Below are 23,226 nucleotides of genomic sequence, written 5' to 3' on the forward strand. Positions count from 1 at the left end.
ACACTGGTCACATCTACATCACAGTGCCGCATCGTTGGTTTTGGGCCCGCGTCGGCGCGGGCAGCACGATGACGCTCACTGCCTCCAGGCCGCGGCGAGCGGTCTGACGGGCGATCTCGTCGAGAAAGTGAGCGGCCGCGGGGTTGATCGATGCCGCCCAGGCCCGGAACCCCTGCACGATCACGGGGTCACGCTCCAAGGACGGCTGCACGCCCCGCAGCACGCCGACCACGTCGTCGGGCAATGGGTCGGCCAACTGCTTGTCGATCCAGGTGTGCGCGAGTTCCGTTGCCGCCGCGTGATCGTCGCCCAACCCGACCACGTCGCCGGCGAGGCTGCGCAAGCGGTCGAACAGCACCTGACGTCCCGGTGTCTCCGCCAATTCCGCCAGCAGGGTGCTGGCAGCCGGGGGCAGGACCATTTGCCCGAACAGCGCCGGAACCGGCAAGTCCCACTCGTCGAACAGCTCGGCGTACATGGCGGCGACGGGCGCAGACAGCGGCGCGGTAAGCCGCCCGATGACCCCGATGCTGTCGCGGTGCGTGGTCGCCAGCCTGCGCAGGATGTCCTCGTTGACGTCGGCGGCGGGGCAATCGGTGGCGGCGCGGGAGCGGTCGATGGCTGCGATCAGCTGATCCAGCCGGTCGCGCTGACGCACCAACAACGTCCGGTGCTCGTCGAGCACGCCCGCCAACGTGGTGCGCCCGCCCGCGATCAACCGCTGGATGTCGTTGATGCTGACGCCGAGACTTCTCATCAGATCGATGCGCAACAGGTCGAGCACCTGCTCCACGTCGAAGACCCGATAGCCGTTGGACAGATGCTCGGCGCGCAGCAGGCCGATTTTCTCGTAGTGGCGGATGCGACCGGAAGCGATCCCGGTCAGGGCCGTGACGTCGCCGATCAGCAACTGCTCAGCCACTCCTTGACCTTACAACCGTGGCAAGGTCTGTACTGATCACATGGAACGCGACCAGCTGATCGACCTCACCCGCCGCGCCTTGAAGTTGGCGCGCGACAAGACCACCGATCTCGCCCCGGCCGAGCACCGGGTCGAGGCGCGCGCCTACACGTCGGGAGAGCGCCACGACCGGGACCGGGCCATGGTGATGGCCAGCCCACAGTTGGTCGGCTACGTCTCGGAGCTCCCCGCCCCCGGCGCGTACTGCACCAAGACGGTGATGGGCCGGTCGATCCTGCTGACCCGCACGGCCGACGGATCGGTCAAAGCGTTCAACAACGTCTGCCTGCACCGCCAGTCGCAGGTGGCGACGGGATGCGGCAGCGCGAAGCGATTCACCTGCCCGTACCACGCGTGGACCTACGACAACACCGGGCGGTTGGTCGGCCTGCCGGGCCGCGAGGGCTTTCCCGACGCGGCGATCGCAAGCGCGGCGAAGCCGGGCGCAGCGGGTCGCCGCCAAAGCGACGCGGCGATCGCAAGCGCGGCGAAGCCGGGCGCAGCGGGTCGCCGCCAAAGCGACGCGGCGATCGCAAGCGCGGCGAAGCCGGGCGCAGCGGGTCGCCGCCAAAGCGACGCGGCGACGAAGTCCGGTGGCCTGACCGAATTACCGGCTGCGGAGTTCGCCGGATTCCTCTGGGTCGCAATGGATCCCGGGGCGGGCTTGGACGTCGCCGCACACCTCGGCCCGCTGGCCGCCGAGCTCGATTCCTGGGGCATCGGGCGCTGGTCACCGCTGGGCGAGAAGGTGCTCGACTGCCCGATCAATTGGAAGCTCGCGGTCGACACCTTCTCGGAGAACTACCATTTCGCCACCGTGCACCGGCAGACCTTCGCCACCATCGCCCGCAGCAACTGCACGGTTTTCGATGCGTTCGGTCCGCACCATCGGTTGATCTTCCCGCTCAACACGATCCTGGCGCTGGAGGATGTCCCCGAAGAGCAGTGGGATCCGTTCCAGAACATGGTCGTCATCTACGCGCTGTTCCCCAACATCGTGCTGTCGGTGACCATCGCCAACGGCGAGCTGTTCCGGATCTACCCGGGCGATCGACCGGGGAGATCGATCACCGTGCACCAGAACTCGACACCGCTGGACCTGTCCGACGAAGCGGTGGCCGCCGGGGCACAGGCCGTCTTCGAGTACGCCCACGCCACGGTGCGCGACGAGGACTACCGGCTGGTGGAAGGCCTGCAGGCGAACCTCGAGTCGGGCGCCAGCGAACACCTGCTGTTCGGTCGCAACGAACCCGGGCTGCAGCATCGCCACACCGCCTGGGCCCGGGCGCTTGCCGAGTCAGCCGCTCTCGGTTGATATTTCGGCGGATAGCGCCGCCACGAGGTCATCCAACAGGGTTGCCAACGCGTCGCTTTGTGCGGCGCGCACCGTTGTCAACAGCCCGACCGCTTCCTGTCGTCGCCCGCGGGCCAGCAGCTGCACCAGCAGACCCGCCGCCATCTGCAGGTCGCGATCGGCCGGCTCCATGTTCGCGACGGTGGTGGTCAGCACCTCGACCAGCTCCCAGTCCCGGTACAGGGCCAGCGAGCGCTCGTTGAACGCGAAGCCGGTCACGGGCTTACCCCACAGGGTGCCGTGGTAGCGGTACGGGCCCTCCATGTATTCGATGGGCAGGCCGTGCGCGGGTGCGGCCACCAGCGGCTCGCCGACGATGTCGAGTTGCATGGTGCGGCAGGTGATCCGGTGGCGGTCCGGCATGTATCGGGCGGCCGCGTGCGGCCGCACCAACGGTTTCACCGCATCCGGCCATCGCACGTAGCTGCTGACCGTCACCTCGACGTCTTCGGCGCATTCCGGGGGCATGGCCGGATCGGGATGACTCATCGTCACGCCGGTAAACGGCTGAAGCGCATTGCCATTGAGGCGGTCGAACTGCCGCCAGATGCTGAGATCCACGCCGTTGTCGAAGTTGATGGTGCGCCATTCGTGCGACAGCGCCCGCGGGTCTCCCTCGGTTCCGCCGCCGCCGGCGTATTTGGGGAACCACTGCCGGTCGATGTGCCCGCTGCTGCCGGAAACCTGTTCAACTACGTCGCCCCAGCGCAGGGTGCCCGTCATCGCCATGCCGGTCTGGAAATACGAATAGGTTTCGGTCTGGCCGAAGCAGCAGATCTTCCCGTTGTACGTCGACGCACCCACCGGTGTCGGTGCGCGCGTTGGCGTTACGGCCAGGTCCAGGCGCATGGGCCGGCCCGAATGGTCCTCGCCGACCAGGCTGACGCGGTAGGTGTAGGGCAGCAGCTCCCCGTCGGCGTCGCGGCACGTGGCCCACGACGCGGTGCCGGCCCCGCTGGCGTAGTGGATGTCCAGATAGCCCGGGGTCAAAGTCAGCTTGGGCTGCGCTCCGGGTTTCATGTTGGCCGGCGGCATGTCGTAGTCCGTATAGGTGCCGTAGTCACCGGTATCAAGGTCGAACAGCGCCAGCGTGTAGAAGTCCGCGACCACGGTCCCGCCGGGGCGGTTCTTGTTGAAGATGGTCAGGAAGGCGAACGACCGGTCGGCCTCCGCGGCATCGAGCTGCCCGGCGATGAACCAGGTGTCCGACTCCTGATCCGGGTGTTCGCCCTCGGCCGCGGGGAAATCCAGCTGGGCGTCGCCGGGCACCAACTGGAACGGGTAACTGCGCCAATCCCTGGTCATATCAAGCCTCGCTGCTTTTTTCGCTATGTTAGCGTCAATAGCGAAATCACGGTCACTGTCGCCTTTGCGCCCAACCCCTCGAGGAAGTGCCCGATGACGGAAAACGCCGCTCACCGGTACTACGACGAACTCTTCATCGGGGGGCAGTGGCGCAAGCCCGCCAACCCCCGACAGCTCGCCGTCATCTCCCCGCACTCCGAAGAACCGGTCGGCCACGTCCAGCTGGCCGGGCCTGAGGACGTCGACGCCGCCGGCGCGGCCGCGCGACACGCCTTCGACAACGGCCCGTGGCCGCGGATGAGTCACGCCGAGCGGATGGCCAAGGTCGAACAGCTTGCCGCGATCTACGCCGGTCACCTCGAGGAGATGGCCGACCTGATCACCGACGAAATGGGCTCTCCGCGCAGTTTCAGCCGGATGGGCCAAGCGGCGGCCGCGGCGTCGCTCATACATCTGGCGCTGGCGGCCGCGCGCGACTTTCCGTGGGAGGAACGGCGTCAAGGCGTGCTCGGCGAAGTGCACCTGCGCAGGGCCCCGGTCGGCGTGGTCGGCGCGATCGTCCCGTGGAACGTGCCGCAGTTCCTGATCATGCCCAAACTGATCCCGGCATTGATCGCCGGGTGCACCGTCATCATCAAACCGGCGCCCGAAACACCCTTGGACGCTTTGTGGTTGGCGGAAATGATCGAGCAGCTCGACCTGCCCGAAGGTGTGGTCTCGGTGTTGCCCGGCGGTCCCGAGATCGGCGAGGCGCTGGTGCGCCATCGGGATGTGGACAAGATCGCGTTCACCGGCTCCAGCGTCGTCGGCCGCCGCATCGCCGCCCTGTGCGGCGAACAGCTCAAGCGAGTGAGCCTGGAGCTGGGCGGCAAGTCCGCGGCGATCATTCTCGACGACGCCGACATCGGCAAGACCGTCGCCGGATTGAAAACCGCCGGCCTGATGAACAACGGCCAGGCCTGCGTCGCCCAGACCCGCATCCTGGTCAGCGACCGGCGGCACGACGAGGTGGTCGACGCACTGGCCGACATGATGTCGTCCCTCAATGTCGGCGATCCGGCCGACGACGCCACCGACATCGGACCCCTTGTCGCGCAACGGCAACAACGCCGCGTCCAGGACTACATCAAGTCCGGCCAGGCCGAAGGCGCGCGCGTCGTCCTCGGCGGCCAGGACAGCCCGTCCACGCGTGGCTGGTATGTGCAGCCGACGCTGTTCGCGGACGCCACCAACGAGATGCGCATCGCCAGGGAGGAGATCTTCGGTCCGGTGTTGACCGTGTTGCGCTACCGCGATGAGGACGACGCAATCCGCATCGCCAACGAGAGCGACTACGGGCTGGCCGGTTCCGTGTGGACCTCCGACATCGCACACGGCCTGGAGATCGCGGCGGGTGTGCGCACCGGCACCTACGGCATCAACATGTACACGCTGGACATCGGCGCCCCGTTCGGTGGCTTCAAGCAGTCGGGCATCGGACGCGAGTTCGGCCCGGAGGGTCTCCACGAATACGTCGAGCTTCAGACGCTGGTATGCAAGGGGCAGCTGCCGCCGCTATAAGCGCTGGCCGTGATCACATCAGTCACGCCTGTCCGTGACCGGGACAAGAGCGACTTCCATGTGCGATATCACCGGCGATATCACGATCCAAAGTCGTCCTATGCTCGCTCGCGCAGCGGCCTGCGCCGCTATGAGATCTCCGGTCGCCATGAAGGATCGCGGCCAAGCCGCGCGAGAAGCTTGGCCTGCGCATCGCTTTCGCTGGGCACCGCAACGGGAGCACTGAACATTTCCGAGGAACTCAACACCTGCGGGTCTGCCGGAAGGTCGGCGTAGAACAGCTGGCACCACGCGGCATCAAGACGGTCGTCTGCCTCAACCGCACGCGCGAGGTCCCACGTGTGCACCAGAACATCGCGCGTCAGATTCGGTATCAGCTTGAACGCATCAAGCGCTGTGACCCCGCCAGACTCGAAAGCCTCGACCAGAGAGTCGTAAGTGAGCTGCCATCGCGCCCGAGCATCGGCTCGTGGACGCTCGGGCTTCAATCCCAAAGGGCGCAAGACGAGTACGTCATGAAAACCGATCACATGTTCAAGCACCGCCCGGGCGTCCCACTCATCGCACGGAGTTCGACGATCCCATCTGCCATCGGCAGACCAGACGGCCTCGCCAAACCGTCGGCAGACCGCGAGATGCAGTGCGGCTACCTCGTCATCGGGCAGTTGCGGCATGCGGCATCTGCAGGGTGAGCTCGACCGGGCAGCACAGCGCGCCGTGCTGATTGGTCACCTGGATCTCGATGTCGACGAGGCAGCGCGGCGGGTCCACCGAGGTGTCCCGCCGCTTGGCCACCGCGCGTCCCCGGCCGATCATGGTGTCGCCGGCATACACCGAGCCCGTCAGCCGCAGGGAGCGCCGCACCACGCGGCTGCTCGGGCCCGCCCAATCCGTCGCGACGCGGTCGGCGAAGCCGGCGAGATGCATGGTGTTGACATAGATCGTCGGATTCCCCTGGCGCCGCGCGTATTCGGGATCGAAGTGGCCCGGAAAGTAGTCCCACGTCGCTCCGGCGTTCTCCACGACTCGCTGATAGCTGATGTCGTCGATCACCTCGGGCAGCTCGACCGGCACGGTGATCTCGTCGAAGTCAAGGTCGTCGCCGGTCACGGGGACGCCCCGGGTGTGAAGCGGAACAAGGTGTTCCGGCAGGTGGCGACCACCGTCCCGTCCTGGCGGCGATAGGTCTCCAGCGTCTCGACGAAATGGCCGGCGCCCAGCCGCGTCCGCTTTTCCGGTGACACCGACACCAGCTCCTCGACGACGGTCAGCACGTCTCCTTCGATGATGGGCTGAAGGAACTCGACATCGTTGGCGGCGTTGATGAATGTGGTGCCCGGCAGCGGCACTCGCAACACCAGGGACGCCACCGGCGGCGTGCCCTGCGGCTGCCACGGCGGAGGGATCAGCCATCCCATCAGCAATGCCGGAGGCGCTAGCAGGCCTCCCCATGTTCGGCCGGCGAACTCGGCGTCCCAGTACGAACGGTTGCCGTCCTGGACCATCGCGGCGAACAACTGGATGCGCGCCCCGCTGACCGCCGTAGCCGCGGTGCGCGGCTCGGTCGTCGCGCCGACCATCCGCAGCGCGTCTTCATAGGTGCCGAAGGCCAGCCGGTAACTGAGGTCCACGCCGCTCACATAACAAGCGGGTGCCGGCTGGGCGCCGAATCCCATTGCAGTGTGCGGGAAGTGAAGTACCAGCCGCCACGCTCGTAGATCAGCGTGTCCCGGAATACCCCGGTGGCACGCAGCGTGGTGTCACCGTACATGGCGGCATAAAGCACGGCGACACAATGCTGTGTCGCGTTGACGCCGTCGACGCGTATTTCGTGGTCGACCGTGACAAGCCGTTGACCGTCGCCGCCGCCGAAAGCCGCGCGCAGGTCGTCGAACGTCTCACCATCACGGCGGTAGGTGGCGCCGGCGTGGCGGAACGTGGCAATCCAACGCTCGCGATCGCCATCGGAGTAGGCCCGGTTGTGTCGGGCGTTCAGGTTGAGAATGGCGGCACGGGCCGTGGCGGCCTGCAGCATTTGCTGTTCTTGGTAGGACATGGTCATTTTGGTCTCCAGCCTCTCTCGGATGGCCGCCAGCGAGCGAAATGATGCAACGGTAAAGCGCCTAGCCGAAGATTACGTAACATTAACGTAACTCAGCGGGTAACGGTATAGCCCTGAGTTTCACGATCCCACGCCTCACGCGTCACCCCCCGTTCGCGCAACAAGTCTTTCCTTATTCGCCCGATCGCATTCTTCGGGAGCTCGCTGACGGTCTCCAGGAATCGCGGTACACAGAAGTAGGGCATCCGGGCCGCGCAGAAATCAAGCAGCTCCGGGTAATCCACTGTGGCACCGGGCCGCAACGTCACGACCACCATGATGTCGTCCTCGCCCAACGGGCTGGGCACCCCGACCGCGGCGGCTTCGGCCACGGCGGGATGGCTCATGACGACGGCCTCCACTTCGACCGAGGAAACGTTTTCACCGCGCCGGCGCAGCGAATCCTTGCTGCGGTCGACGTATGTCAGGTTTCCCTCGGCGTCGAGCCGGCCGAGGTCGCCGGTCCGAAACCATTCCTGGTGTGGAATCACCCGCAACCCTTGGCCGACATAGCCTTCGCTCATCACGCGCGGATACCGGGCCCGGCAGGCGATCTCCCCGACTGCGCCGGCGGGCAACGGATCGCCGCTTTCGTCGACGATGCGCACGTCGAAATTGGGATTCGGCCTGCCCGATGTCCCGGGCACCCCGTCGTCGGCCAGGGCCTTGACGGCGATCGGGAACGCCTCGGTCATCCCGTACATCGTGACTATCCGGCAGCCGTAACGCTTTTCGATGTCGCGATAGGCCTTGGCGTCGATCGGAGCCGCGGAGATGAACCGCAGCGGCAGCCGCGCATCCTGGGGGTCCGCGGGCAGGTTTTGCAGCATCGACACCATCGCGCCGGCGCCGGCGAAGCCGACGGCATTGTGGGCGCGCACGTCGTCCCACACCTCGCCGGGGTGAAACGCCTGGGCCAGCACGGTCGTCGCGCCGAGCAGCATCGGGACCAGCACGCTGGGCGCCGCGCTCAAGTGAAACAGCGGCATCGCCGTCCACAGCACCTCCCCGGCGCGCAATTCCCAGGCCGAGGCGACCGTCGCGGCCACCGTGAACAGGTAGTGCCAGGTCGTGGCAACCGCTTTCGATGGCCCCGTGGTGCCGGACGTGTAGAACAGACAGCCCACCTCCCCCGCCGTCGCGCCGACGTCGGGGGCGGGCCTGGCTGCGCCGCGGGTCAAGGTGGCCGCGAGTGAATCATCTTGCAGCACAAGGCTCGGCGCCGTGTCCAACACGCCGGTGACCTCGTCGACCCGGGGCCGGCGCTCGGCATCGGTGAGGATCACCTTGGCCTGCGACAGGCGCAGGGTGTGCAGTAGGAAGTCTCCTTTGTTGGCGGCGTTGACGGCCGCGCTCACCGCGCCGATGCGCGCCGCGCCCAGCCAGAAGTAGACCCATTCCGGGCAGGTGCCGGTGAACAGGGCCACGCCATCACCACGGCCGACGCCCAAGTCCGCGAGCATGTTCGCCGCGGCGCAGGACCGCTGCCGCATCTGCTCGAAGGTCACGTCGACCCCGGCGATCGACATCATCACCCGGTCGGGGTACTGCTCGGCGCGCCGGTCGAGCACGGCCGGCACCGTGAAACTGTCGACGCCGAAATCGGAGGGCCCGAGAGGTCCGCTCCGGTCGGGACACATGGCTTTCGCTCAGGCTTTCGCGGCCGCCGGGTCGGGCTCACCGTCGGCGGTGTAGCCGAAGTCGGACGGCGACGGCTGCGTGCCCGGGTAGAAGCGGTGCGCCCAGCGGCGAAGGGCCGCATAGTCGTGCGCCTCTTCGGGAGCCAGATTCGGCTTTTCCAGGTACTTCATGTTCTCCCACGTGAAGAAGTCCTGTTTGATGACTTCTTGCTGCAGCGCCAGGAATTTGGCCGCGCGGCCGGTCGGCACGTCGCCGGTGTCGCCCGGCTCGCGGACGGACGCCTGCGTGTAGAAGTAGTCGGTGTAGTCCTCGTCCACCGGCGTCTGCCCGGTGACCTGGACCGTGGCCACCAGCTCGCTCGGGAAGCGGACGATCCCCAGCCCCAGCGAGTAGTTGTCGTAGATGATCTTGGCGTCGACCGGCCCGTTCGGTGTCAGCCAGGTCGAGGCGCGGCCACCGCCGAAATGGGCGTTGACGGTCGCGTGCAAGTGGTAACCGGACACCTCGAAAGAGGCGGTGGTGGCGGGATTGGCGGCCTTGTGCACGTATTGCACGTGGTACGGGTCGGCGGCGTTCTCGATGATCATCTGCGGGTGCACCTTGACTCGGTTGAGCATCTGAGTGTGCGGGTGCAGCGGGTAGTACTCGTTGGTCTCCAACTCGGGCAACACGGGGGGCTGCCAGTAGGGCGCCCGGCCGTGGCGCTCGTGCCACGCGAGGACGAAGCCGTACCACTCCATGCTCGGATAGGTGCGGATGCGGACGTTGTTCTTGCAACCGATCTTGCTGTAGGGGATGAGGGCATTGGTGCCGTCACCCCGCCACCGCCAGCCGTGCCAGGGGCAGACGATGTTGTCGCCTTCTACGGTGCCGCCGACACCCAGGTTGGCGCCGAGGTGTTGGCAGTAGGCGTCCATGACGTGCACCCGGCCGGACTCCGTGCGGAAGATGACGAGTTCCTCACCGAAGTAGTGCGCCCGCTTGACCTGACCGGCGGCCAGGTCGGAGCCGAAGGCCACGATGAACCAGCCCGTCGGGAACCGATAGGTCGACAACGCGATGCCTGCTTGTCCGAATTCGCGTTCCGAGGGATCTCCGGCGGAATCCGACGCCGGATCCGAAATCGTATGCGTCACGCGCTCTCCATATCCCGCCTTGACCCAGGCGAGCCGAGCTGCATCTAAGCCGCCCGTCACTCACCGCGGTTCGACTACAACGTCTATTTTTACTATTTTAAGCATTGAACGTCAACGCGGCTCCAGGCGCGTCCGGCAGAGCGGGGTTAGAAATGACGGCTGCGGCAGTGGACCTTTCCGATTTCGCTCTGTGGCGCAACGGGTTCCCCGACGAGCTGTTCGCGGAACTGCGGCGCAGCCGGCCACTTTTTCGCCACGACCTCACCCCCGGCGTCGCCGCGCTGTTTCCCGGGGGCGCCCAGCGCGAGTTCTGGATCACCACCAAACACCGGCACACGGTCCGGCTGCATCGCGATGTCGACTCCTTCACCGCGGTCGACGGCCCGCTCATCCAGCCGGTCGGGATGTTCTCGTCGTACCCGACCATCATCAACATGGACCCGCCCGGGCTGAACAAGCGCCGCAAGCTCATCTCGAACGCCTTCAACCCGCGGGCGATCGCCAAACTCGAGGATGGCATCCGGGCGCGCGCCGCGCGCATGATCGACCGTCTGCTCGACGAGGGCGGCGGCGATTGGATCGAGGACGTCGCCGACGCCCTGCCGATGACGGTCATCGGCGACATCATCGGCATACCGGAGGACGACCGGCCGCGGATCTTCGACTCGCTGGACGCCATATTGAAGGCCAACTCGGCCGGGGCGCGGCTGAGTCGCCAGGATTACACCGACCTCTACGCCACCATCTTCGGCTACGCCATGGAGCTCACCGCGGAGAAGCGGCGCAATCCCACCGACGACATCTGGAGCACGCTGGCGACCGCGGTGATCACCGGCGAGGACGGTGAGGAATTCAGCCTGCCCCCCAACGAACTCGAGTTCTTCTTCTTCGTGCTGGCGTTCGCGGGCAGCGACACCACAAAGAACGCGTTGGCCATCGGGCTGCAGGCCTTCACCGAGAACCCGGAGCAGATCGGACGTTATCGCGAGCGGGAAGCGTTGCGCCCCAGCGCCGTCGAGGAGGTGTTGCGCTGGGCATCACCGGTCGCGTACTGGACGCGCACCGCCAAGGTCGACGTGGAAATGGACGGCCAGCACATCGCGAAGGGCGAGCGGGTGGTGTCGATGTTGCGTTCGGCGAATCGCGACGAGGAGGTGTTCTCCTCGCCGTTCACCTTCGACATCGGGCGCCAACCCAACCCGCAGGTGGCGTTCGGAGGGGGCGGGCCGCACCACTGCTTGGGCGCCATGCTGGCGCGAGCGGAACTCCGCGCGGTTTTCGACGAACTGTTGCTGCGCTGCGACGACATCGCCCTCGGCCCGGCCAAGGTGGCTTACCCAAACCTGACCACGAACATGTCGATCTACGACGAGATGCCGATCTCGCTCACCGAGCGGCGAGGCTGATTGCCTATCTCGACCCTCGCCGCTGCGGCTGGGGTGCCCAACTCGCGCCGTCGTCGGGCGGAGTCAGTCGATCAGCCGCAGCGCCGCCTTGGGGCACTGGTCAACCGCGGCGCGCACGTCGATCTCCAGCCGCGGCGGCACGGGTCCATCCGCGATCTGCACCACGTCCTCGTCCCCCAGTTCGAAGATTTCCGGTGCCAGCGATTCGCAGAAGCCGTTGGCCTCACACAGGTTTTCGTCAACTGTCACGCGCATCAGATGCCCTCCACTTCTCACAGGCCCTTGGGTCGGGTCCCGATCACCCCGCTGGTTGCGAGGCGCGTCAGTTCTTCGTCGGTCAGCCCGCACCGCTCGCGCAGTATGTCTTCATTGTGCTCGCCCAATCGCGGCGGTGGGCGAAGCAGCCACTTGTCCTGGCCCGCCAGCTTGGCGAACGGGGGGCAGGGGTAGAGGCCCGCACCGGTGCTGGGGTGTTGCAGGGTCTCCAGGAATCCCCGATGGCGCAGTTGGGGATTGTCGGTGACCAACGACGGCGACACCACCGGCGCGGCGGGAATGCCGGCGGCGGCCAACCGCTCCGCCGTCGACGCAAGGGGTTGCCGGCCGAACCAATCCGCGAGCCGGCGATCGACGTCGTCGGCCCGCTGCCACCGCCCGGCGACAGTCAGCAGCTCGTCGTCACACCACGCGGGACGATCCATCAGCTCGACCAGGGCACGCCACTGCCGATCGTCGCGCACGGTGACCGCGATCCAATCGTCTTCCCCGGCACACCGGTAGATGTTTTGGATCGCGTCGCCGAAACCGCGGTTGCCCCGCCGGGTCAGCGTTGTGCCGAACACCTCCGATTCGATGGCCTGTATCGCGGTGGCGTTCAGCACCGTTTCCAGCATCGGCAGCTCGACCAGCTGGCCCGAGCCGGTGCGTTCGGCGAAGTTGAGCGCGGCCAGCACGGCGAACGCGGCGTGCACGCCGGCCAGCGGATCGCAAGCCCCGCGCGGCGTGACCGGCGGGGTGTCGGGCAGTCCGGTCACCCAGGCCAGGCCGGCGATCTGCTCCATGGTGGGGGCGAATCCGACCCGGTCCCGCCACGGCCCATCCAGTCCGAAGGCGGGCATCCGGGCAACGACCAGCCTGGGGTTGACCTTCAGCAGCACGTCGGCGGTCAGGCCGAACTGCTCCATCACCCGCGGTGAGAAGTTTTCGATCACGACGTCGGCGTCGGCGGCCAGCTCGGTGAACAGGCGGCGCCCGTCTTCGGATCCCAAATCCATTGTGACGGAACGCTTGTTGGTGTTCATGGCGTGGAACACCCAGCCGTATTCCCACCAATCGTCGACGTCGGTGCGCATGCCGCCCGAGTACCGGATGCCGTCGGGTCGCTGTATCGACTCCACCTTGACGACGTCGGCTCCGAACGCGGCCAGCAGGTGGGTTGCCGCGGGACCGGCCCAGAACGCGGTGAGGTCGACGATGCGCACCCCGGCCAGGGGCAGCCCGCGCGGTATCGAGCCGACCGCGAGCTCCTTTCGGGGCCAAGGCATCTCGTCGTCAGCCTCACCCAGATCGGGGGTGACCCGCGGCGGGGCGGGCGCACACACCGACATCAACCATGGCGGGCGCGGCTGGTGAAAGCCGGCGGGATTCGAGACGAATGCCCCGCGCTGGGTCACGTACTCCATATCCCGGATCGTGGAGCCGTTGCCCAGCGCCGCGATGGGCAACCGGAACAGTTGCCCGAGCTCGACGATTTCCTCGACGGTCCGTTCGGCCAGCCATGGGCCGATCTGTTCGCGGATCAGGTCACGGTAGGCCCACCGGCCGATCTGGAAGCGGAGCTGTTCGATCTCCTCGAGCTGCGGGCATTCGACCATCGCGCAGAAGTCGAGCCACTGCTGGCCGGTGACCATGGTGATCCCGACGTAGCCGTCCTTGGCGGGCTCGATCGACGGCACTTCGAGCGTGCGGCGGATTGGGGGCACCCGCAGCAGCTGGGAGTGCAGCCATTCGCTGCTCTGCATCGCGGTCAACGCCTCGAGCATGGACAGGTCGAGGTGCTCGCCGGGGCCGCCACGCTCGACACGGCGGCGCACGGCCAGCGCGCCGAAGGCCGCGTACACGCCGCCCATGTACTCCCCCAGGTCGCCGCCGATGGAGATGGGCGGGCCATCGGGATCACCGCGAAAGCCGGGCGAGCCCGCCCACGCCTGCAGGGTGAATTCGCTGGCAGCCCGGTCGGCGTACGGCCCGGACCAGCCGAAGTCGGAAATGCTGACGACGATGGCGTGTGGCGACGACGCCAGCAGCCGCTGCGGGTCGACGCCCAGCGCCGCGGCCTGCGCCCTGCCGGCCGTGACCACGACCACGTCCGCGGCGGCGAGTTCGACGGCAAAGCGACCGGAACCAGGCGGGTGAGTCAAGCTGCGCTTGCCGGCATTGAGGTAAGCGAAAAACGGCGAGCTCTGCCCGTCCGGCACCGGTGAGCGTGTCGCGGAGTACCGGCGGAGCCAATCGCCTTGCGGCGGTTCGATTTTGAGCACCTGCGCGCCGGCATCGGCCAGCAGCTTGCCGCAGTAGCTGCCCGCTATCCGGTCACTGATCTCGACGACACGCAGGTCATGCAGGGGCGTGGGCCGGCTTTCGGACCGCTCGCTCACTTACACCCGCCCTCCCGATCGACGCGCGATCGAAGAAGCTATTTATACCATTACTGCTAAAATAGCTAAGCCAGCGAGTTGATTGGTTTCGAGGATCGGATGACCGACTTGGGAATTGGGCGCGACGCCCGTCGCCGATTGTCGGCGCCGCGGATCGCAGAAATCGTAGCCGACGAGTTGCGCCGCCAGATCATCAATGGCGAGCTCGCCGACGGCGATCTGTTGCCGCGTCAAGAGGTGCTCGTCGAACAGTTCAACGTGAGCCTGGTTTCGCTGCGCGAAGCGCTTCGGATTCTGGAGACCGAGGGGCTGGTTTCGGTTCGGCGGGGAAATCGCGGCGGCGCCGTCGTGCACGCCCCGGCGAAGACCAGCGCCGCCTACATGCTCGGGCTCTTACTGCAGAGCGAGTCCGTAGCGGTCGCCGACCTCGGTATGGCGTTGCAGGAACTCGAGCCCGCGTGCGCCGCGCTGGCCGCCCGGCGGCCGGACCGGGCGGACACCCTGGTTCCCGAACTCAACCGGGTCAACGACTCCATGGCCGAAAACATCGAGGACGGGGGGCTGTTCACCGAAATCGGCCGGGAATTCCACGATCTCGTGGTCCGCGGCTGCGGGAACCACACCATCATCGCGGTGGTCGGCAGCTTGGAGACGCTGTGGACCAGCCACGAACAACAGTGGGCGGACGAGAGCGCGGCGCGCGGCACCTACCCCTCGCTGGCTCAACGCCGCGCCGTCCTCAGCACGCACGTGAAGCTGACCGAGACCATCGCGGAGGGTGATGTCGACCGGGCGCGCCGCATCGCGGGTCGCCATCTCGCCGACACGCAGACCTACGTGCTCTCCGATCGGCACGATCAACGAATCCACGCGCTGTCGCCGCAGGCTTTGTCGCGGACGCGGGACTTCCGGCAACCGTAAGAGGCGCCCCTTGAGAACCGCATTGGTCACCGGCGGCAGCGGCGGGATCGGCAAAGGGTGCGCTCGCAAGTTGGTGGAGCTGGGTTACGACGTCGTGCTGGCGGCGCGCCGCGAGGCCCCGTTGCGGGCGGCCGCCGAGGAGATCGGCGCCCGGCACATCGTGGCCGACGCGTCGGATCCGGGCGGGTTTACCACTGCCACAAGAGCTTTGGAGCGGATCGACCTCGTCGTGCACGCCGCCGGGACGCTGGGCGGAACGTACGCGCGCAAGCAGACGTTCGAGCAGTGGCGGACCATCATCTCGGCCAACCTGGACTCGTGCTTCGTGGTGACCGCCGCCGCGCTGCCCAAGATGCGCGCGGGTTCGCGGTTCGTGTTCATCTCGTCGTCGGCGGCGCACGAACCGATGATGGCCCGGACCGCCTACTCGGCATCCAAGGCCGGCATGAACGCGTTCGCCCGCGCCCTGGCGCTGGAGGTCGACCGCGACGGCATCGCCGTGCACATCGTGACGCCGGGCCCGGTGGAAACCGACATGCTCCAGGACGTGCCCTTCGAGATGTACGCGATTCAGGTGTCCGACGTGGCGGATGCGGTCGCCTGGCTGGACACCGTCGACCCGTCCGTCGACCTGCCGGAGATCCGGCTCAGCGCGGTGCAGCGCGGGCCGTTCGCCCGGCCGCCGGTCGTGCCTACCGAGGCGCGCCGGCGCCGCCAGGGAACGCCTTGATCACCGACTCGCCGAACTCGCGCAGGGAATCCGGCTGCGCGAAGTCGGCGAACCACACGTAGAACCGCTCGACCCGCTGGGCGGCCAACCCGCTGAAGTGACCGATCAGCTCCTCGGCATCGCCGCAGACCAGACCCGATCCCAGGTTGCCGAATCGCCGCGTGCTCACCTCGCGTACGGTCTTCGGATCGCTGCCGGCCCTGACAAAACCCACCATCTGCTGGATCGACACCCGGGCCGTCCCCGCGTTGGGGGCCAGCTTGGGCAACTTGTCGAGGTGGTTGGCCGGCACATTCCACCAATCCGCGTGTCTACGAACGAGTTCCATCATCCGGGGTCCCGTGCCGCCCAGGACCAACGGTATCGGATGGGACCTGCGTGGGGCCTGCGCGGGCTCCCCCGACGCGTCGCCCCAGTACTGCCGGATCAGCTCGAGGTGGCGCCCGAGTTGTTCGACCCTGGCCTTCGGATCCTGCTGCCCCACATTGAATCTGGTTAGCTCCGCCGGCCAGGATCCCGAACCCAGGCCCAGATCGAATCTGCCCTCGGATGCGTCCGACAGGGTGACGGCCTGTTTGGCCAGCACGGCGGGGTGGCGAAACGCGTCGCACAGCACCAGGTGGCCGATCCGCAGCCGCTCCGTCTTGGCCGCCACCCAGCCGGCGATGCCCATTGCCTCCCAGATGCTTTCATCGGGTAGGCCCGGCGCCTCGAGGTGATCGATGAACGCCATCCCGTCGAAGCCACTCGCCTCGGCGTGGCGTGCCCGCTCCGCGATGTCCGCCGCCGACAACCGCACCTGCGGCAAGAACAAATACCACTCGACCATGCACCCACCTATGCGTGTGTTCCCTGCGATTGCGGACCGGCCCGCTAGTTTACTATTTTTATTATGTTAGGGGTCTTATGGATGTTGGACTGAACTCGGAGCAGCTGTCGCTGCGGGACACCGTGCGTGACGTCCTGCGCACCGAGTGCCCTCCCGATTCCGCTCGCCAAGCGATGACGGATCCGGAGCGGTGGCGCGCGCTGTGGAAGACGGTCGTCGATCTCGGTTGGACGGAGCTGGCCGTCCCTGGGGCCGGCGACTACGGACCGGTTGAGCTGGCTGTGGTACTCGAGGAATGCGGTGCCGCCATCGCGCCGATCCCGCTGCTGAGCAGCATCGGTCTGGCTGCCGGCGCGTTGCGCCCCACCGGCCTCGACGCGGTTCTCGAGGACATCGCCGGCGGTGTCGTCGCCACCCTGGCCGTGCACTCCAAGGGGTCTCGGCTGCCCGGGGCGCCGATGACGCTACGCGGCGGGCACCTGCGCGGACGAGCCGTCGCGGTCCCCAACCTGTCCCGCGCCGAGCTGCTCGTCACGCTGGCGCGGTCCGACACCGGCCCCGACGACACGGTGGTGGCCGTCGCGCGCTGCGGCGACGGGGTGACCGTGATCGCGGGCGAGTCCACCGACCCCGCCCAACCGCTGGCGGATGTCGAGGTCGACGCCGAGCCGTTGGCCACCGCACCGGTCGATATCGAAAAAGCGTTGACGGCGCCGTTGGTGGCGGCCGCCGCCGACCTGGTCGGCACGGCGAGCACCGCCTTGCACCGCGCCGTCGAGCACGCGAAGACGCGTCGCCAGTTCGGCACGCCGATCGGCGCGTTCCAGGGAATCAAGCACGCACTCGCCGACAACTACGTCGGTTTGGAGCGCGCCCGCAGTCTCACCTATGCCGCGGCCGCCCGGCTGGGCGATCCGGCCACGGCACCCGCCGACGCCTGGACCACCGCAGCGCTCGCCAAAGCGGCGGCCGGCGACGCGGCCGCCAACTGCGCGAAGACCGCGGTCCAGGTGCACGGCGCCCTCGGGCAGACCTGGGAGCACGACGCCCACCTCTACGTCCGGCACGCCTGGCAGGCCGCAGCGATGCTGGGAGACAGCCGCGCGCTCTACCACGAGGTGGGCCGGCGTTTTGCGGGAGGCGCGGCATGACCGGGGCGGTTTCGATAGTCGACGAATTCGCCACCTGGCTGACGGATTTTCTGCCGAAGGACTACTACGACAACTATCGCGAATACCGCTGGGACCTGAAGCTGCGGCGCGATTACCAGCGAGCGGCCTTCGAGGCGGGCTGGATACAGCCGACCTGGACCCGCGAACACGGCGGCCGATCGCTGGGCCTGCGGGACGCGATGGAGGTCCGGCTCGAGGCCGCGCTGCGGTCCGCGCCCAAGCTGCCCAACATCGCGGGCCCCAACGTCGCCGCACCCGGCATCCGCCAGTTCGGCACCCCGGCGCAGATCGACCGCCTCCTGGTGCCACTGCTGCGCGGCGACGAATGGTGGGCGCTGGGCATGTCCGAGCCGGAAGCCGGATCGGACTTCGCCGGCCTGCGCACGCGCGCCGAACGCGACGGGGACAGCTTCCGGGTCAACGGCCACAAGATTTGGACGACGCAGGCGCACGAATCGCGGTGGTGCACCCTGTATGCGCGCACCGACCCGGAGGCGCCGAAACACCGCGGCATCTCCTGCCTGATCCTCGACCTGCACTCCCCGGGGGTGCGGATCGAACCCATCCGGATGGCGTCCATCTCCGACGAGACATTCTGCGAAGTGTTCCTGGACGACGTCGAGGTGCCCGCCGAAAACCTATTGGGGCCGTTGCACGGCGGGTGGAACGTCGCGTTGTCGTCGCTGCACCATGAACGCCAGATGATCTGGATCATGAACTGGGTCGAGATCAAACGTGGGCTCGACGCGGTACGTAGGGCGCAACCGACGGCGGACATCTGCGCGGAGCTCGGCTCCCTGCTTGCCGACGCCGAAGCGTTGCGGGCCACCGGATATCGCGCCCTGGGCAACGAGCTGGCGGGGCGACCCAGCCCCGAGGCCGACACCATGAAGCTGCTCGGATCGGTTACCTTGCAGCGTGTTTGGGAGCTCGCCGCCGTCGCGGAGGGAACCCAGTCGCTCACCGACCCGGACCTGCTCTTCGAGCGCCAGGACGCGCTGGCCGCGACCATCTACGGCGGGACATCGGAGGTGCAGCGCAACATCATCGCCGAGCGGCTGCTCGGGCTGCCGAAGGGATGACCACGATGGATTACGACCTCGGCGACGACGCCGCACAACTGCGAAACCACCTGCGCGAGCTGGTGTCCAATCACATCCCCGCCGACTTCCTCGGCGCCTGCACCGAGAACCCGCGGGACCTGGCCACCACCGAGACGTTCTGCAAACTGCTGGCCGCCGAGGGCCTGCTGGCGCTGGCCTGGCCGAAAGAGCATGGCGGCGGAGGCGGTTCGGTGTGGCAGCAGACGGTGCTGCGCGAGGAGATGTGGGCCCAGCACGAGCCCCGCGGTCCCCAGTACATGGGGATCAACTGGGTGGGTCCGGCGCTGATGCGCTATGGGACGGCCGAGCAGAAGGCCAAGCATCTGGCCGCCATCGCCGCAGGCGACGTGATCTGGTGCCAGGGCTTCTCCGAGCCGGAGGCCGGCACCGACCTCGCCTCGTTGCGCACACGTGCCGTGCCGGACGGGGACGGTTGGCGGATCACCGGCCAGAAGGTGTGGACGTCGTATGCGCTGATGGCATCGTGGTGTGTGCTGGCGGCGTGCACCGACCCCGAGGCCCCAAAACCCAAGCGGCTCACGTTATTTCTGATTCCTATGGACCGACCCGGCTTCACCGTCCGGCCCATCGGGTCGATGCTGGGACCGCATCACCTCAACGAGATGTTCCTCGACGACGTGCAGGCGTTTCCGGGTGACGTTCTCGGCGAGGTAGGCGACGGCTGGCGGGTGATGCGCGAGGCGCTGGCGTTCGAGCGCGTCGGCATCGCCCGCTACGCGCGCTGCGAATCGCTACTCGAGCGGATGCGCACCCAGCTGGGCGATGACTGGGACGCGCTGCCGGAATCACTCCGCTCCCGATGGGTGCGGGCGCTGGTGGACCTACGGGTGGCCCGGCTGCTGGCCTACCGAGCCGTGTCACTGCAGGACGACCCGGCGGCGGGCGCGGCGGCCAGCGCGGCCCGCATCGCCACGACGACGTGCGACCAGCAGGTCGCGGAGCTACTTTTCGACGTCCTGGGCCCGGTGGCGCTGGACAGCGGCGCCGGCGCGGCGCTGCACGGGGCGATCGAAGACCATTGGCGTTACGCACAGGCGGCCACCGTGGCATCCGGCACCATCGAAGTGCAGAAGATGTTGGTGGCCCGCGACGTGTTGGGAGAGCACCGGTGAACACTGATCTGCCACAAGACATCAGTGACTTCGCCGCGGTCGCGGCCAAGCGCTTCGCCCGGCTGGGCGGGCCGCAGGCAGCATTGCGCGCCGAAACCGACAACGGCATCCGGGACGCCGCGCGCACCGCCCTGAGCGAGGTGGGCGCGTTCGAGCTCGATGTCCGGTCGGCGCCCGAGGACCTGCTCGCCGCCGCCGTGCTGTGCCGCGCCGCCGGCGCCACCGCGTTGCCCTATCCCCTCGTCGAAGAGTTGCTGGCGATCGACGGCGCACGCCTTGCCCTGGTCAACCCCGAGGCGCCGCGCATCGACCATGGCGACCTGCCCGGTGACTGGATCGCCGCCGACCTGGACGGCATCCGGTACCACCCGCGGCCGGCGTCGCGAACCGCGGCCAAACTCGGGCCGTTCCTGGTGCCCGCCTTTCTCGGCCCACCCGATGGAGCCATTCCGGCCGCCGACGTTAACCTTCATCTCGTGCTCGGATCATGGCGGATTCTGGGATCGGTGCAGCAGGCGCTGCAGATCGTCACCGATCACGTGTGCGCCCGCGTTCAGTTCGGCAAGCCACTGGCGGATTTCCAGGCCGTCAGGTTCGCCGTCGCGGAGGCCGCCGTCGCCGTGCGCGGACTGCAAGAGTTGGCAAAATACACCGTCTGCCGTCCCGAATCGCTACCGATGCAGATCCGGTCGGCGGACGCACTCGTTCTTCGGCTCAAGGCGTCCGACACCGCGCGACAGGTGCTGCGCACCTCCCATCAGTTGCTCGGCGCCTTGGGCTTCTGCGACGAGTCCGACGTCAGCGTGCTCGACCGGCACACCCAGCCGCTGATCCGCTTGCCGCTGGGCACCGAGGCGCTCGCGTTGCGCCTGATCCCCGGTGTCCCGGACGGCTCCCTGGAAACCCTGTTCAGCGGGCCGGTGTCCGCGTGACCGAATATGCCGCGGCCGAAGTGGCGGCCGACCCGTTAGCGGACGGAATCCCGTTCGGAGCCAAGCTTCAACAGCTCGCCGAGCAGCGTGGCGACGAAGTCGGGGTCACGATCGTCGCCCTCGACGGCACCGCGCAGTCACTGACATTCGGTGAGCTCGACGCCCGCGCCAACCAGTGGGGCCGGGCGCTGGCCGCCAACGGCGCCGAGACCGGTTCGCTTGTGGCGCTGGCGATCCCGAACTCGACCCATCTGGTTCTGGCCACGCTGGGCTGCTGGAAGATCGGCGCCGTTCCCGTTCCCATGCACTGGGACCTGCCCGAGTGGGAGCGAGACCGGGTGCGTGAGGTGATCGATCCCGCGGTCGTCGTAGACGAGGAGAGCCGGTGGCGCCTCGAGGCCCAAGCGGACGCCGAGTCCGCCGACGCCCTGCCGGAGGCCGTCTCCCCCCATGTCAACGGCATCTGCAGCAGCGGTTCGACCGGGATACCGAAAGTGATCCTGAGCCTGGCGCCGTCGCTGTGGACGCCACAGCACGGCGAGCCGTTCCTCGCGAACTGGACGCCCGTGGCCGCGCCCCAGACCATCATGGTGCCCGCGCCGATGTATCACACCAACGGCTTCGCCACCTTATTCTTCCTGCTGGCCGGCGACCACCTGGTGATACTCGAAAAGTTCGATGCCGCACTGGTTCTGGATGTGATCGAACGCTTCAAGATCACCAATTTCACGGCCACACCGACGATGCTGGCGCGCATCGCGGCCAGGCCCGACGTCCGGGAGCGGGACCTGTCCAGCATCGTGTTCATCCTGCAGGGCGCCGCCGTGATGCCCCCGTCGCTCATGCACACCTGGTTCGAACTGCTGAGCCCGCAGCAGATCGTGTCGGCATACGGCATGACGGAGAACCTTGGGCTCACCGCGTTGCGGGGTGACGAGTGGCTCGATCATCCGGGCAGCGTCGGCCGCGGTTTCCGCGATACGGAGATCCGGATTCTCGACGGCGGAAGCAAACAGCTTGGCCCCGGCGAGCATGGCGAGATCTATCTACGCGCACCGATGAGCGCGGGATCCCGCTACGTGGGCGGTGCGGCGCCGCTACCGTCCACCGAAGATGGCTTCCGCTCCGCCGGCGACATCGGCTACCTGGACGAGGACGGCTACCTCTACATCGTCGACCGCCGCGTCGACATGATCGTTAGCGGCGGCGCGAATGTGTTTCCCGCGGAGGTGGAGTCGGCTTTGGCGGGCCATCCCGATATCGCCGACGTCGTCGTCATCGGCCTCGCCGACCCGCAGTGGGGACGCCGCGTGCACGCGGTGGTGCAGCTGGCCGACGGCGTGGCGCTCACCGAAGAGCAGGTGATCGAGTACGCGAAGGGCCGGCTCGCCCACTACAAGGCCCCCAAGACCGTCGAATTCGTCGACGCGATTCCCCGCACCGCGGCGACCAAGGTCAACCGCTCGGCCATGATCGAATCCCGCGGCGGGTAATCCCCAGTCAGGCCAAGCTGTCTACGCCGAGACCGCCGGCGTTCGGGAGATGCCGGTGTTATGGCTGGCGCCGAAAACCCCATGAGCGTCGGATGCGGGTGAAGGTGGTGTTTGCGGCGGGCTGGGGTGAGAATCGTTTTACCTGAGGCCGTCCGGGGTGGTGGCGGTATCGCCCCGGCCTGGGATGCCGGGCAGAGGTCGGCCGGGACCAAAGGAGGGAGCTGAAATGCATAGATCGCGATCAACGGGTGGTGTGCGCTGGGCCCTCGTCGTGATCGGCGCCGTGTCGGGCGTCGCGCTGCTGAGCGCTGGTGCGGCGAGCGCCGCTGGCCCGGCCCAGTTGAGGAGCCGATTGGCCAATGTGTGCCTCGACGCCCCGAATGGCAACAACACGGCGACGATGGTCAACCCCTGTGATGGGTCGAAAACCCAGTTATGGGATTTCAACGCTGCCGGCCAGATCGCGAGCGTGGCCTTCCCGGGGAGTTGCGTGAGCATCAGCGACGCAGCCGATACCACCCCGGCGATGCTGTCGACCTGTCAGCCCAATGGGAACAACCAGCGTTGGACTGCCCAGCCGAACGGCCAGGTGACGAGCGCTCTCGGTCCCTGCCTCAACATCAACGGCGGCGTTGCGAACCCGGGGACTCCGGTGATCGCCTATCACTGCATCGCCGACGTGCAAGACGAGCAGTGGGACAGCGTTCCCTGATCCGACTGCGCTGAGCATTCCTTTCGCCGCTCGCATCGACAACGCCGGCGAGAGACATAGCGGGGCAGTCAGCGGACTGG

Annotated in this window: 21 protein-coding genes and 2 pseudogenes; 12 read left to right on the top strand and 11 right to left on the bottom strand. The window is 67.5% G+C overall.

The window, feature by feature from the left end:
* Window positions 1–13: 13 nt before the first annotated feature.
* Entirely contained in the window at window positions 14–922 is a 909-nt protein-coding gene (locus KXD96_RS21490; RefSeq protein ID WP_260739635.1) for a MerR family transcriptional regulator, read from the bottom strand.
* A gap of 40 nt (window positions 923–962) precedes the next feature.
* On the opposite strand from KXD96_RS21490, the pseudogene KXD96_RS28660 reads away from it, so the two are divergent.
* Both KXD96_RS28660 and KXD96_RS21505 read left to right on the top strand, forming a co-directional pair.
* Window positions 963–1,394 (top strand): annotated as a pseudogene (locus KXD96_RS28660) (aromatic ring-hydroxylating dioxygenase subunit alpha); the annotation flags it as partial.
* 162 nt (window positions 1,395–1,556) lie between these two features.
* Window positions 1,557–2,276 (top strand): annotated as a pseudogene (locus KXD96_RS21505) (SRPBCC family protein); the annotation flags it as partial.
* Here KXD96_RS21505 and KXD96_RS21510 read toward each other — a convergent pair.
* Complete coding sequence (locus tag KXD96_RS21510) at window positions 2,259–3,620, bottom strand: carotenoid 1,2-hydratase (protein WP_260739637.1); 1,362 nt, start codon at window positions 3,618–3,620, stop codon at window positions 2,259–2,261. The pseudogene KXD96_RS21505 and the gene KXD96_RS21510 overlap by 18 nt on opposite strands.
* A 93-nt stretch (window positions 3,621–3,713) precedes the next feature.
* Here KXD96_RS21510 and KXD96_RS21515 point away from each other — a divergent pair, with 93 nt between their 5' ends.
* Window positions 3,714–5,180 carry an aldehyde dehydrogenase gene (locus KXD96_RS21515; RefSeq protein ID WP_260739639.1) on the top strand — a complete coding sequence of 489 codons (1,467 nt, stop codon included), beginning with the start codon at window positions 3,714–3,716 and terminating at the stop codon, window positions 5,178–5,180.
* Window positions 5,181–5,308: 128 nt separating this feature from the next.
* Here the strand turns inward: KXD96_RS21515 and KXD96_RS21520 are convergent, their stop codons facing one another.
* The 6 genes from KXD96_RS21520 to KXD96_RS21545 all read right to left on the bottom strand — a co-directional run bounded on the left by KXD96_RS21520 (window position 5,309) and on the right by KXD96_RS21545 (window position 10,058).
* Window positions 5,309–5,854, bottom strand: coding sequence for a maleylpyruvate isomerase family mycothiol-dependent enzyme (locus tag KXD96_RS21520; protein WP_260739641.1), 546 nt, complete (start codon window positions 5,852–5,854; stop codon window positions 5,309–5,311).
* Entirely contained in the window at window positions 5,835–6,290 is a 456-nt protein-coding gene (locus KXD96_RS21525; protein WP_260739643.1) for a MaoC family dehydratase, read from the bottom strand. Before KXD96_RS21525 ends, KXD96_RS21520 begins: the two co-directional genes overlap by 20 nt.
* On the bottom strand, window positions 6,287–6,856 hold the full coding sequence (locus KXD96_RS21530) for a MaoC family dehydratase N-terminal domain-containing protein (RefSeq protein ID WP_260739644.1): 570 nt from the start codon (window positions 6,854–6,856) through the stop codon (window positions 6,287–6,289). The genes KXD96_RS21525 and KXD96_RS21530 overlap by 4 nt, the downstream gene beginning before the upstream one ends.
* On the bottom strand, window positions 6,817–7,242 hold the full coding sequence (locus KXD96_RS21535; protein ID WP_260739646.1) for a nuclear transport factor 2 family protein: 426 nt from the start codon (window positions 7,240–7,242) through the stop codon (window positions 6,817–6,819). The genes KXD96_RS21530 and KXD96_RS21535 overlap by 40 nt, the downstream gene beginning before the upstream one ends.
* A 92-nt stretch (window positions 7,243–7,334) precedes the next feature.
* A complete protein-coding gene (locus KXD96_RS21540; protein ID WP_260739648.1) occupies window positions 7,335–8,921 on the bottom strand; it encodes an AMP-binding protein in 1,587 nt (528 codons plus the stop codon).
* Between the two features lie 9 nt (window positions 8,922–8,930).
* Window positions 8,931–10,058: an aromatic ring-hydroxylating dioxygenase subunit alpha gene (locus KXD96_RS21545; RefSeq protein ID WP_260739649.1), complete on the bottom strand. Its 1,128-nt coding sequence runs from the start codon at window positions 10,056–10,058 to the stop codon at window positions 8,931–8,933.
* Between the two features lie 104 nt (window positions 10,059–10,162).
* On the opposite strand from KXD96_RS21545, the gene KXD96_RS21550 reads away from it, so the two are divergent.
* Complete coding sequence (locus KXD96_RS21550; RefSeq protein ID WP_396877175.1) at window positions 10,163–11,464, top strand: cytochrome P450; 1,302 nt, start codon at window positions 10,163–10,165, stop codon at window positions 11,462–11,464.
* A 63-nt stretch (window positions 11,465–11,527) separates the two neighbouring features.
* On the opposite strand, the gene KXD96_RS21555 is transcribed toward KXD96_RS21550, so the two are convergent.
* Together KXD96_RS21555 and KXD96_RS21560 are read right to left on the bottom strand one after the other, a co-directional pair.
* The gene (locus KXD96_RS21555; RefSeq protein WP_260739654.1) at window positions 11,528–11,719 is read right to left on the bottom strand and encodes a ferredoxin; all 192 of its coding nucleotides are present in this window, start codon (window positions 11,717–11,719) and stop codon (window positions 11,528–11,530) included.
* A gap of 17 nt (window positions 11,720–11,736) precedes the next feature.
* A complete protein-coding gene (locus KXD96_RS21560; RefSeq protein WP_260739656.1) occupies window positions 11,737–14,121 on the bottom strand; it encodes a CoA transferase in 2,385 nt (794 codons plus the stop codon).
* 99 nt (window positions 14,122–14,220) lie between these two features.
* Here KXD96_RS21560 and KXD96_RS21565 point away from each other — a divergent pair, with 99 nt between their 5' ends.
* Entirely contained in the window at window positions 14,221–15,042 is an 822-nt protein-coding gene (locus tag KXD96_RS21565) for a FadR/GntR family transcriptional regulator (RefSeq protein WP_260739658.1), read from the top strand.
* Between the two features lie 10 nt (window positions 15,043–15,052).
* A complete protein-coding gene (locus tag KXD96_RS21570; RefSeq protein WP_260739660.1) occupies window positions 15,053–15,772 on the top strand; it encodes an SDR family oxidoreductase in 720 nt (239 codons plus the stop codon).
* Here the strand turns inward: KXD96_RS21570 and KXD96_RS21575 are convergent.
* Window positions 15,735–16,601: an LLM class flavin-dependent oxidoreductase gene (locus KXD96_RS21575; protein WP_260739663.1), complete on the bottom strand. Its 867-nt coding sequence runs from the start codon at window positions 16,599–16,601 to the stop codon at window positions 15,735–15,737. The genes KXD96_RS21570 and KXD96_RS21575 overlap by 38 nt on opposite strands.
* Before the next feature lie 77 nt (window positions 16,602–16,678).
* Here KXD96_RS21575 and KXD96_RS21580 point away from each other — a divergent pair, with 77 nt between their 5' ends.
* From KXD96_RS21580 to KXD96_RS21605, 6 genes are all read left to right on the top strand, one after another.
* Window positions 16,679–17,752, top strand: coding sequence for an acyl-CoA dehydrogenase family protein (locus tag KXD96_RS21580; RefSeq protein ID WP_260739665.1), 1,074 nt, complete (start codon window positions 16,679–16,681; stop codon window positions 17,750–17,752).
* Window positions 17,749–18,855, top strand: coding sequence for an acyl-CoA dehydrogenase family protein (locus tag KXD96_RS21585; protein WP_260739666.1), 1,107 nt, complete (start codon window positions 17,749–17,751; stop codon window positions 18,853–18,855). Before KXD96_RS21580 ends, KXD96_RS21585 begins: the two co-directional genes overlap by 4 nt.
* Window positions 18,852–20,009 (top strand): acyl-CoA dehydrogenase family protein, encoded by a 1,158-nt coding sequence (locus KXD96_RS21590; RefSeq protein WP_260739669.1) that lies wholly within the window; start codon window positions 18,852–18,854, stop codon window positions 20,007–20,009. The genes KXD96_RS21585 and KXD96_RS21590 overlap by 4 nt, the downstream gene beginning before the upstream one ends.
* Window positions 20,006–20,941: an acyl-CoA dehydrogenase family protein gene (locus KXD96_RS21595; protein ID WP_260739671.1), complete on the top strand. Its 936-nt coding sequence runs from the start codon at window positions 20,006–20,008 to the stop codon at window positions 20,939–20,941. Before KXD96_RS21590 ends, KXD96_RS21595 begins: the two co-directional genes overlap by 4 nt.
* A complete protein-coding gene (locus tag KXD96_RS21600; RefSeq protein WP_260739673.1) occupies window positions 20,938–22,434 on the top strand; it encodes a class I adenylate-forming enzyme family protein in 1,497 nt (498 codons plus the stop codon). The genes KXD96_RS21595 and KXD96_RS21600 overlap by 4 nt, the downstream gene beginning before the upstream one ends.
* A 253-nt stretch (window positions 22,435–22,687) precedes the next feature.
* The gene (locus KXD96_RS21605; RefSeq protein WP_260739675.1) at window positions 22,688–23,146 is read left to right on the top strand and encodes an RICIN domain-containing protein; all 459 of its coding nucleotides are present in this window, start codon (window positions 22,688–22,690) and stop codon (window positions 23,144–23,146) included.
* The last annotated feature ends 80 nt before the right edge of the window (window positions 23,147–23,226 follow it).

This window comes from Mycobacterium sp. SMC-2 (assembly GCF_025263485.1).
Taxonomy (GTDB): Bacteria; Actinomycetota; Actinomycetes; order Mycobacteriales; family Mycobacteriaceae; genus Mycobacterium.

Coding starts and splice junctions, on each gene's coding strand:
- KXD96_RS21510 (WP_260739637.1), bottom strand. CDS start 3,620: ATGACCAGGGATTGGCGCAGTTACCCGTTCCAGTTGGTGCCCGGCGAC.
- KXD96_RS21515 (WP_260739639.1), top strand. CDS start 3,714: ATGACGGAAAACGCCGCTCACCGGTACTACGACGAACTCTTCATCGGG.
- KXD96_RS21520 (WP_260739641.1), bottom strand. CDS start 5,854: ATGCCGCAACTGCCCGATGACGAGGTAGCCGCACTGCATCTCGCGGTC.
- KXD96_RS21530 (WP_260739644.1), bottom strand. CDS start 6,856: ATGGGATTCGGCGCCCAGCCGGCACCCGCTTGTTATGTGAGCGGCGTG.
- KXD96_RS21535 (WP_260739646.1), bottom strand. CDS start 7,242: ATGACCATGTCCTACCAAGAACAGCAAATGCTGCAGGCCGCCACGGCC.
- KXD96_RS21540 (WP_260739648.1), bottom strand. CDS start 8,921: ATGTGTCCCGACCGGAGCGGACCTCTCGGGCCCTCCGATTTCGGCGTC.
- KXD96_RS21555 (WP_260739654.1), bottom strand. CDS start 11,719: ATGCGCGTGACAGTTGACGAAAACCTGTGTGAGGCCAACGGCTTCTGC.
- KXD96_RS21565 (WP_260739658.1), top strand. CDS start 14,221: ATGACCGACTTGGGAATTGGGCGCGACGCCCGTCGCCGATTGTCGGCG.
- KXD96_RS21575 (WP_260739663.1), bottom strand. CDS start 16,601: ATGGTCGAGTGGTATTTGTTCTTGCCGCAGGTGCGGTTGTCGGCGGCG.
- KXD96_RS21580 (WP_260739665.1), top strand. CDS start 16,679: ATGGATGTTGGACTGAACTCGGAGCAGCTGTCGCTGCGGGACACCGTG.
- KXD96_RS21585 (WP_260739666.1), top strand. CDS start 17,749: ATGACCGGGGCGGTTTCGATAGTCGACGAATTCGCCACCTGGCTGACG.
- KXD96_RS21590 (WP_260739669.1), top strand. CDS start 18,852: ATGACCACGATGGATTACGACCTCGGCGACGACGCCGCACAACTGCGA.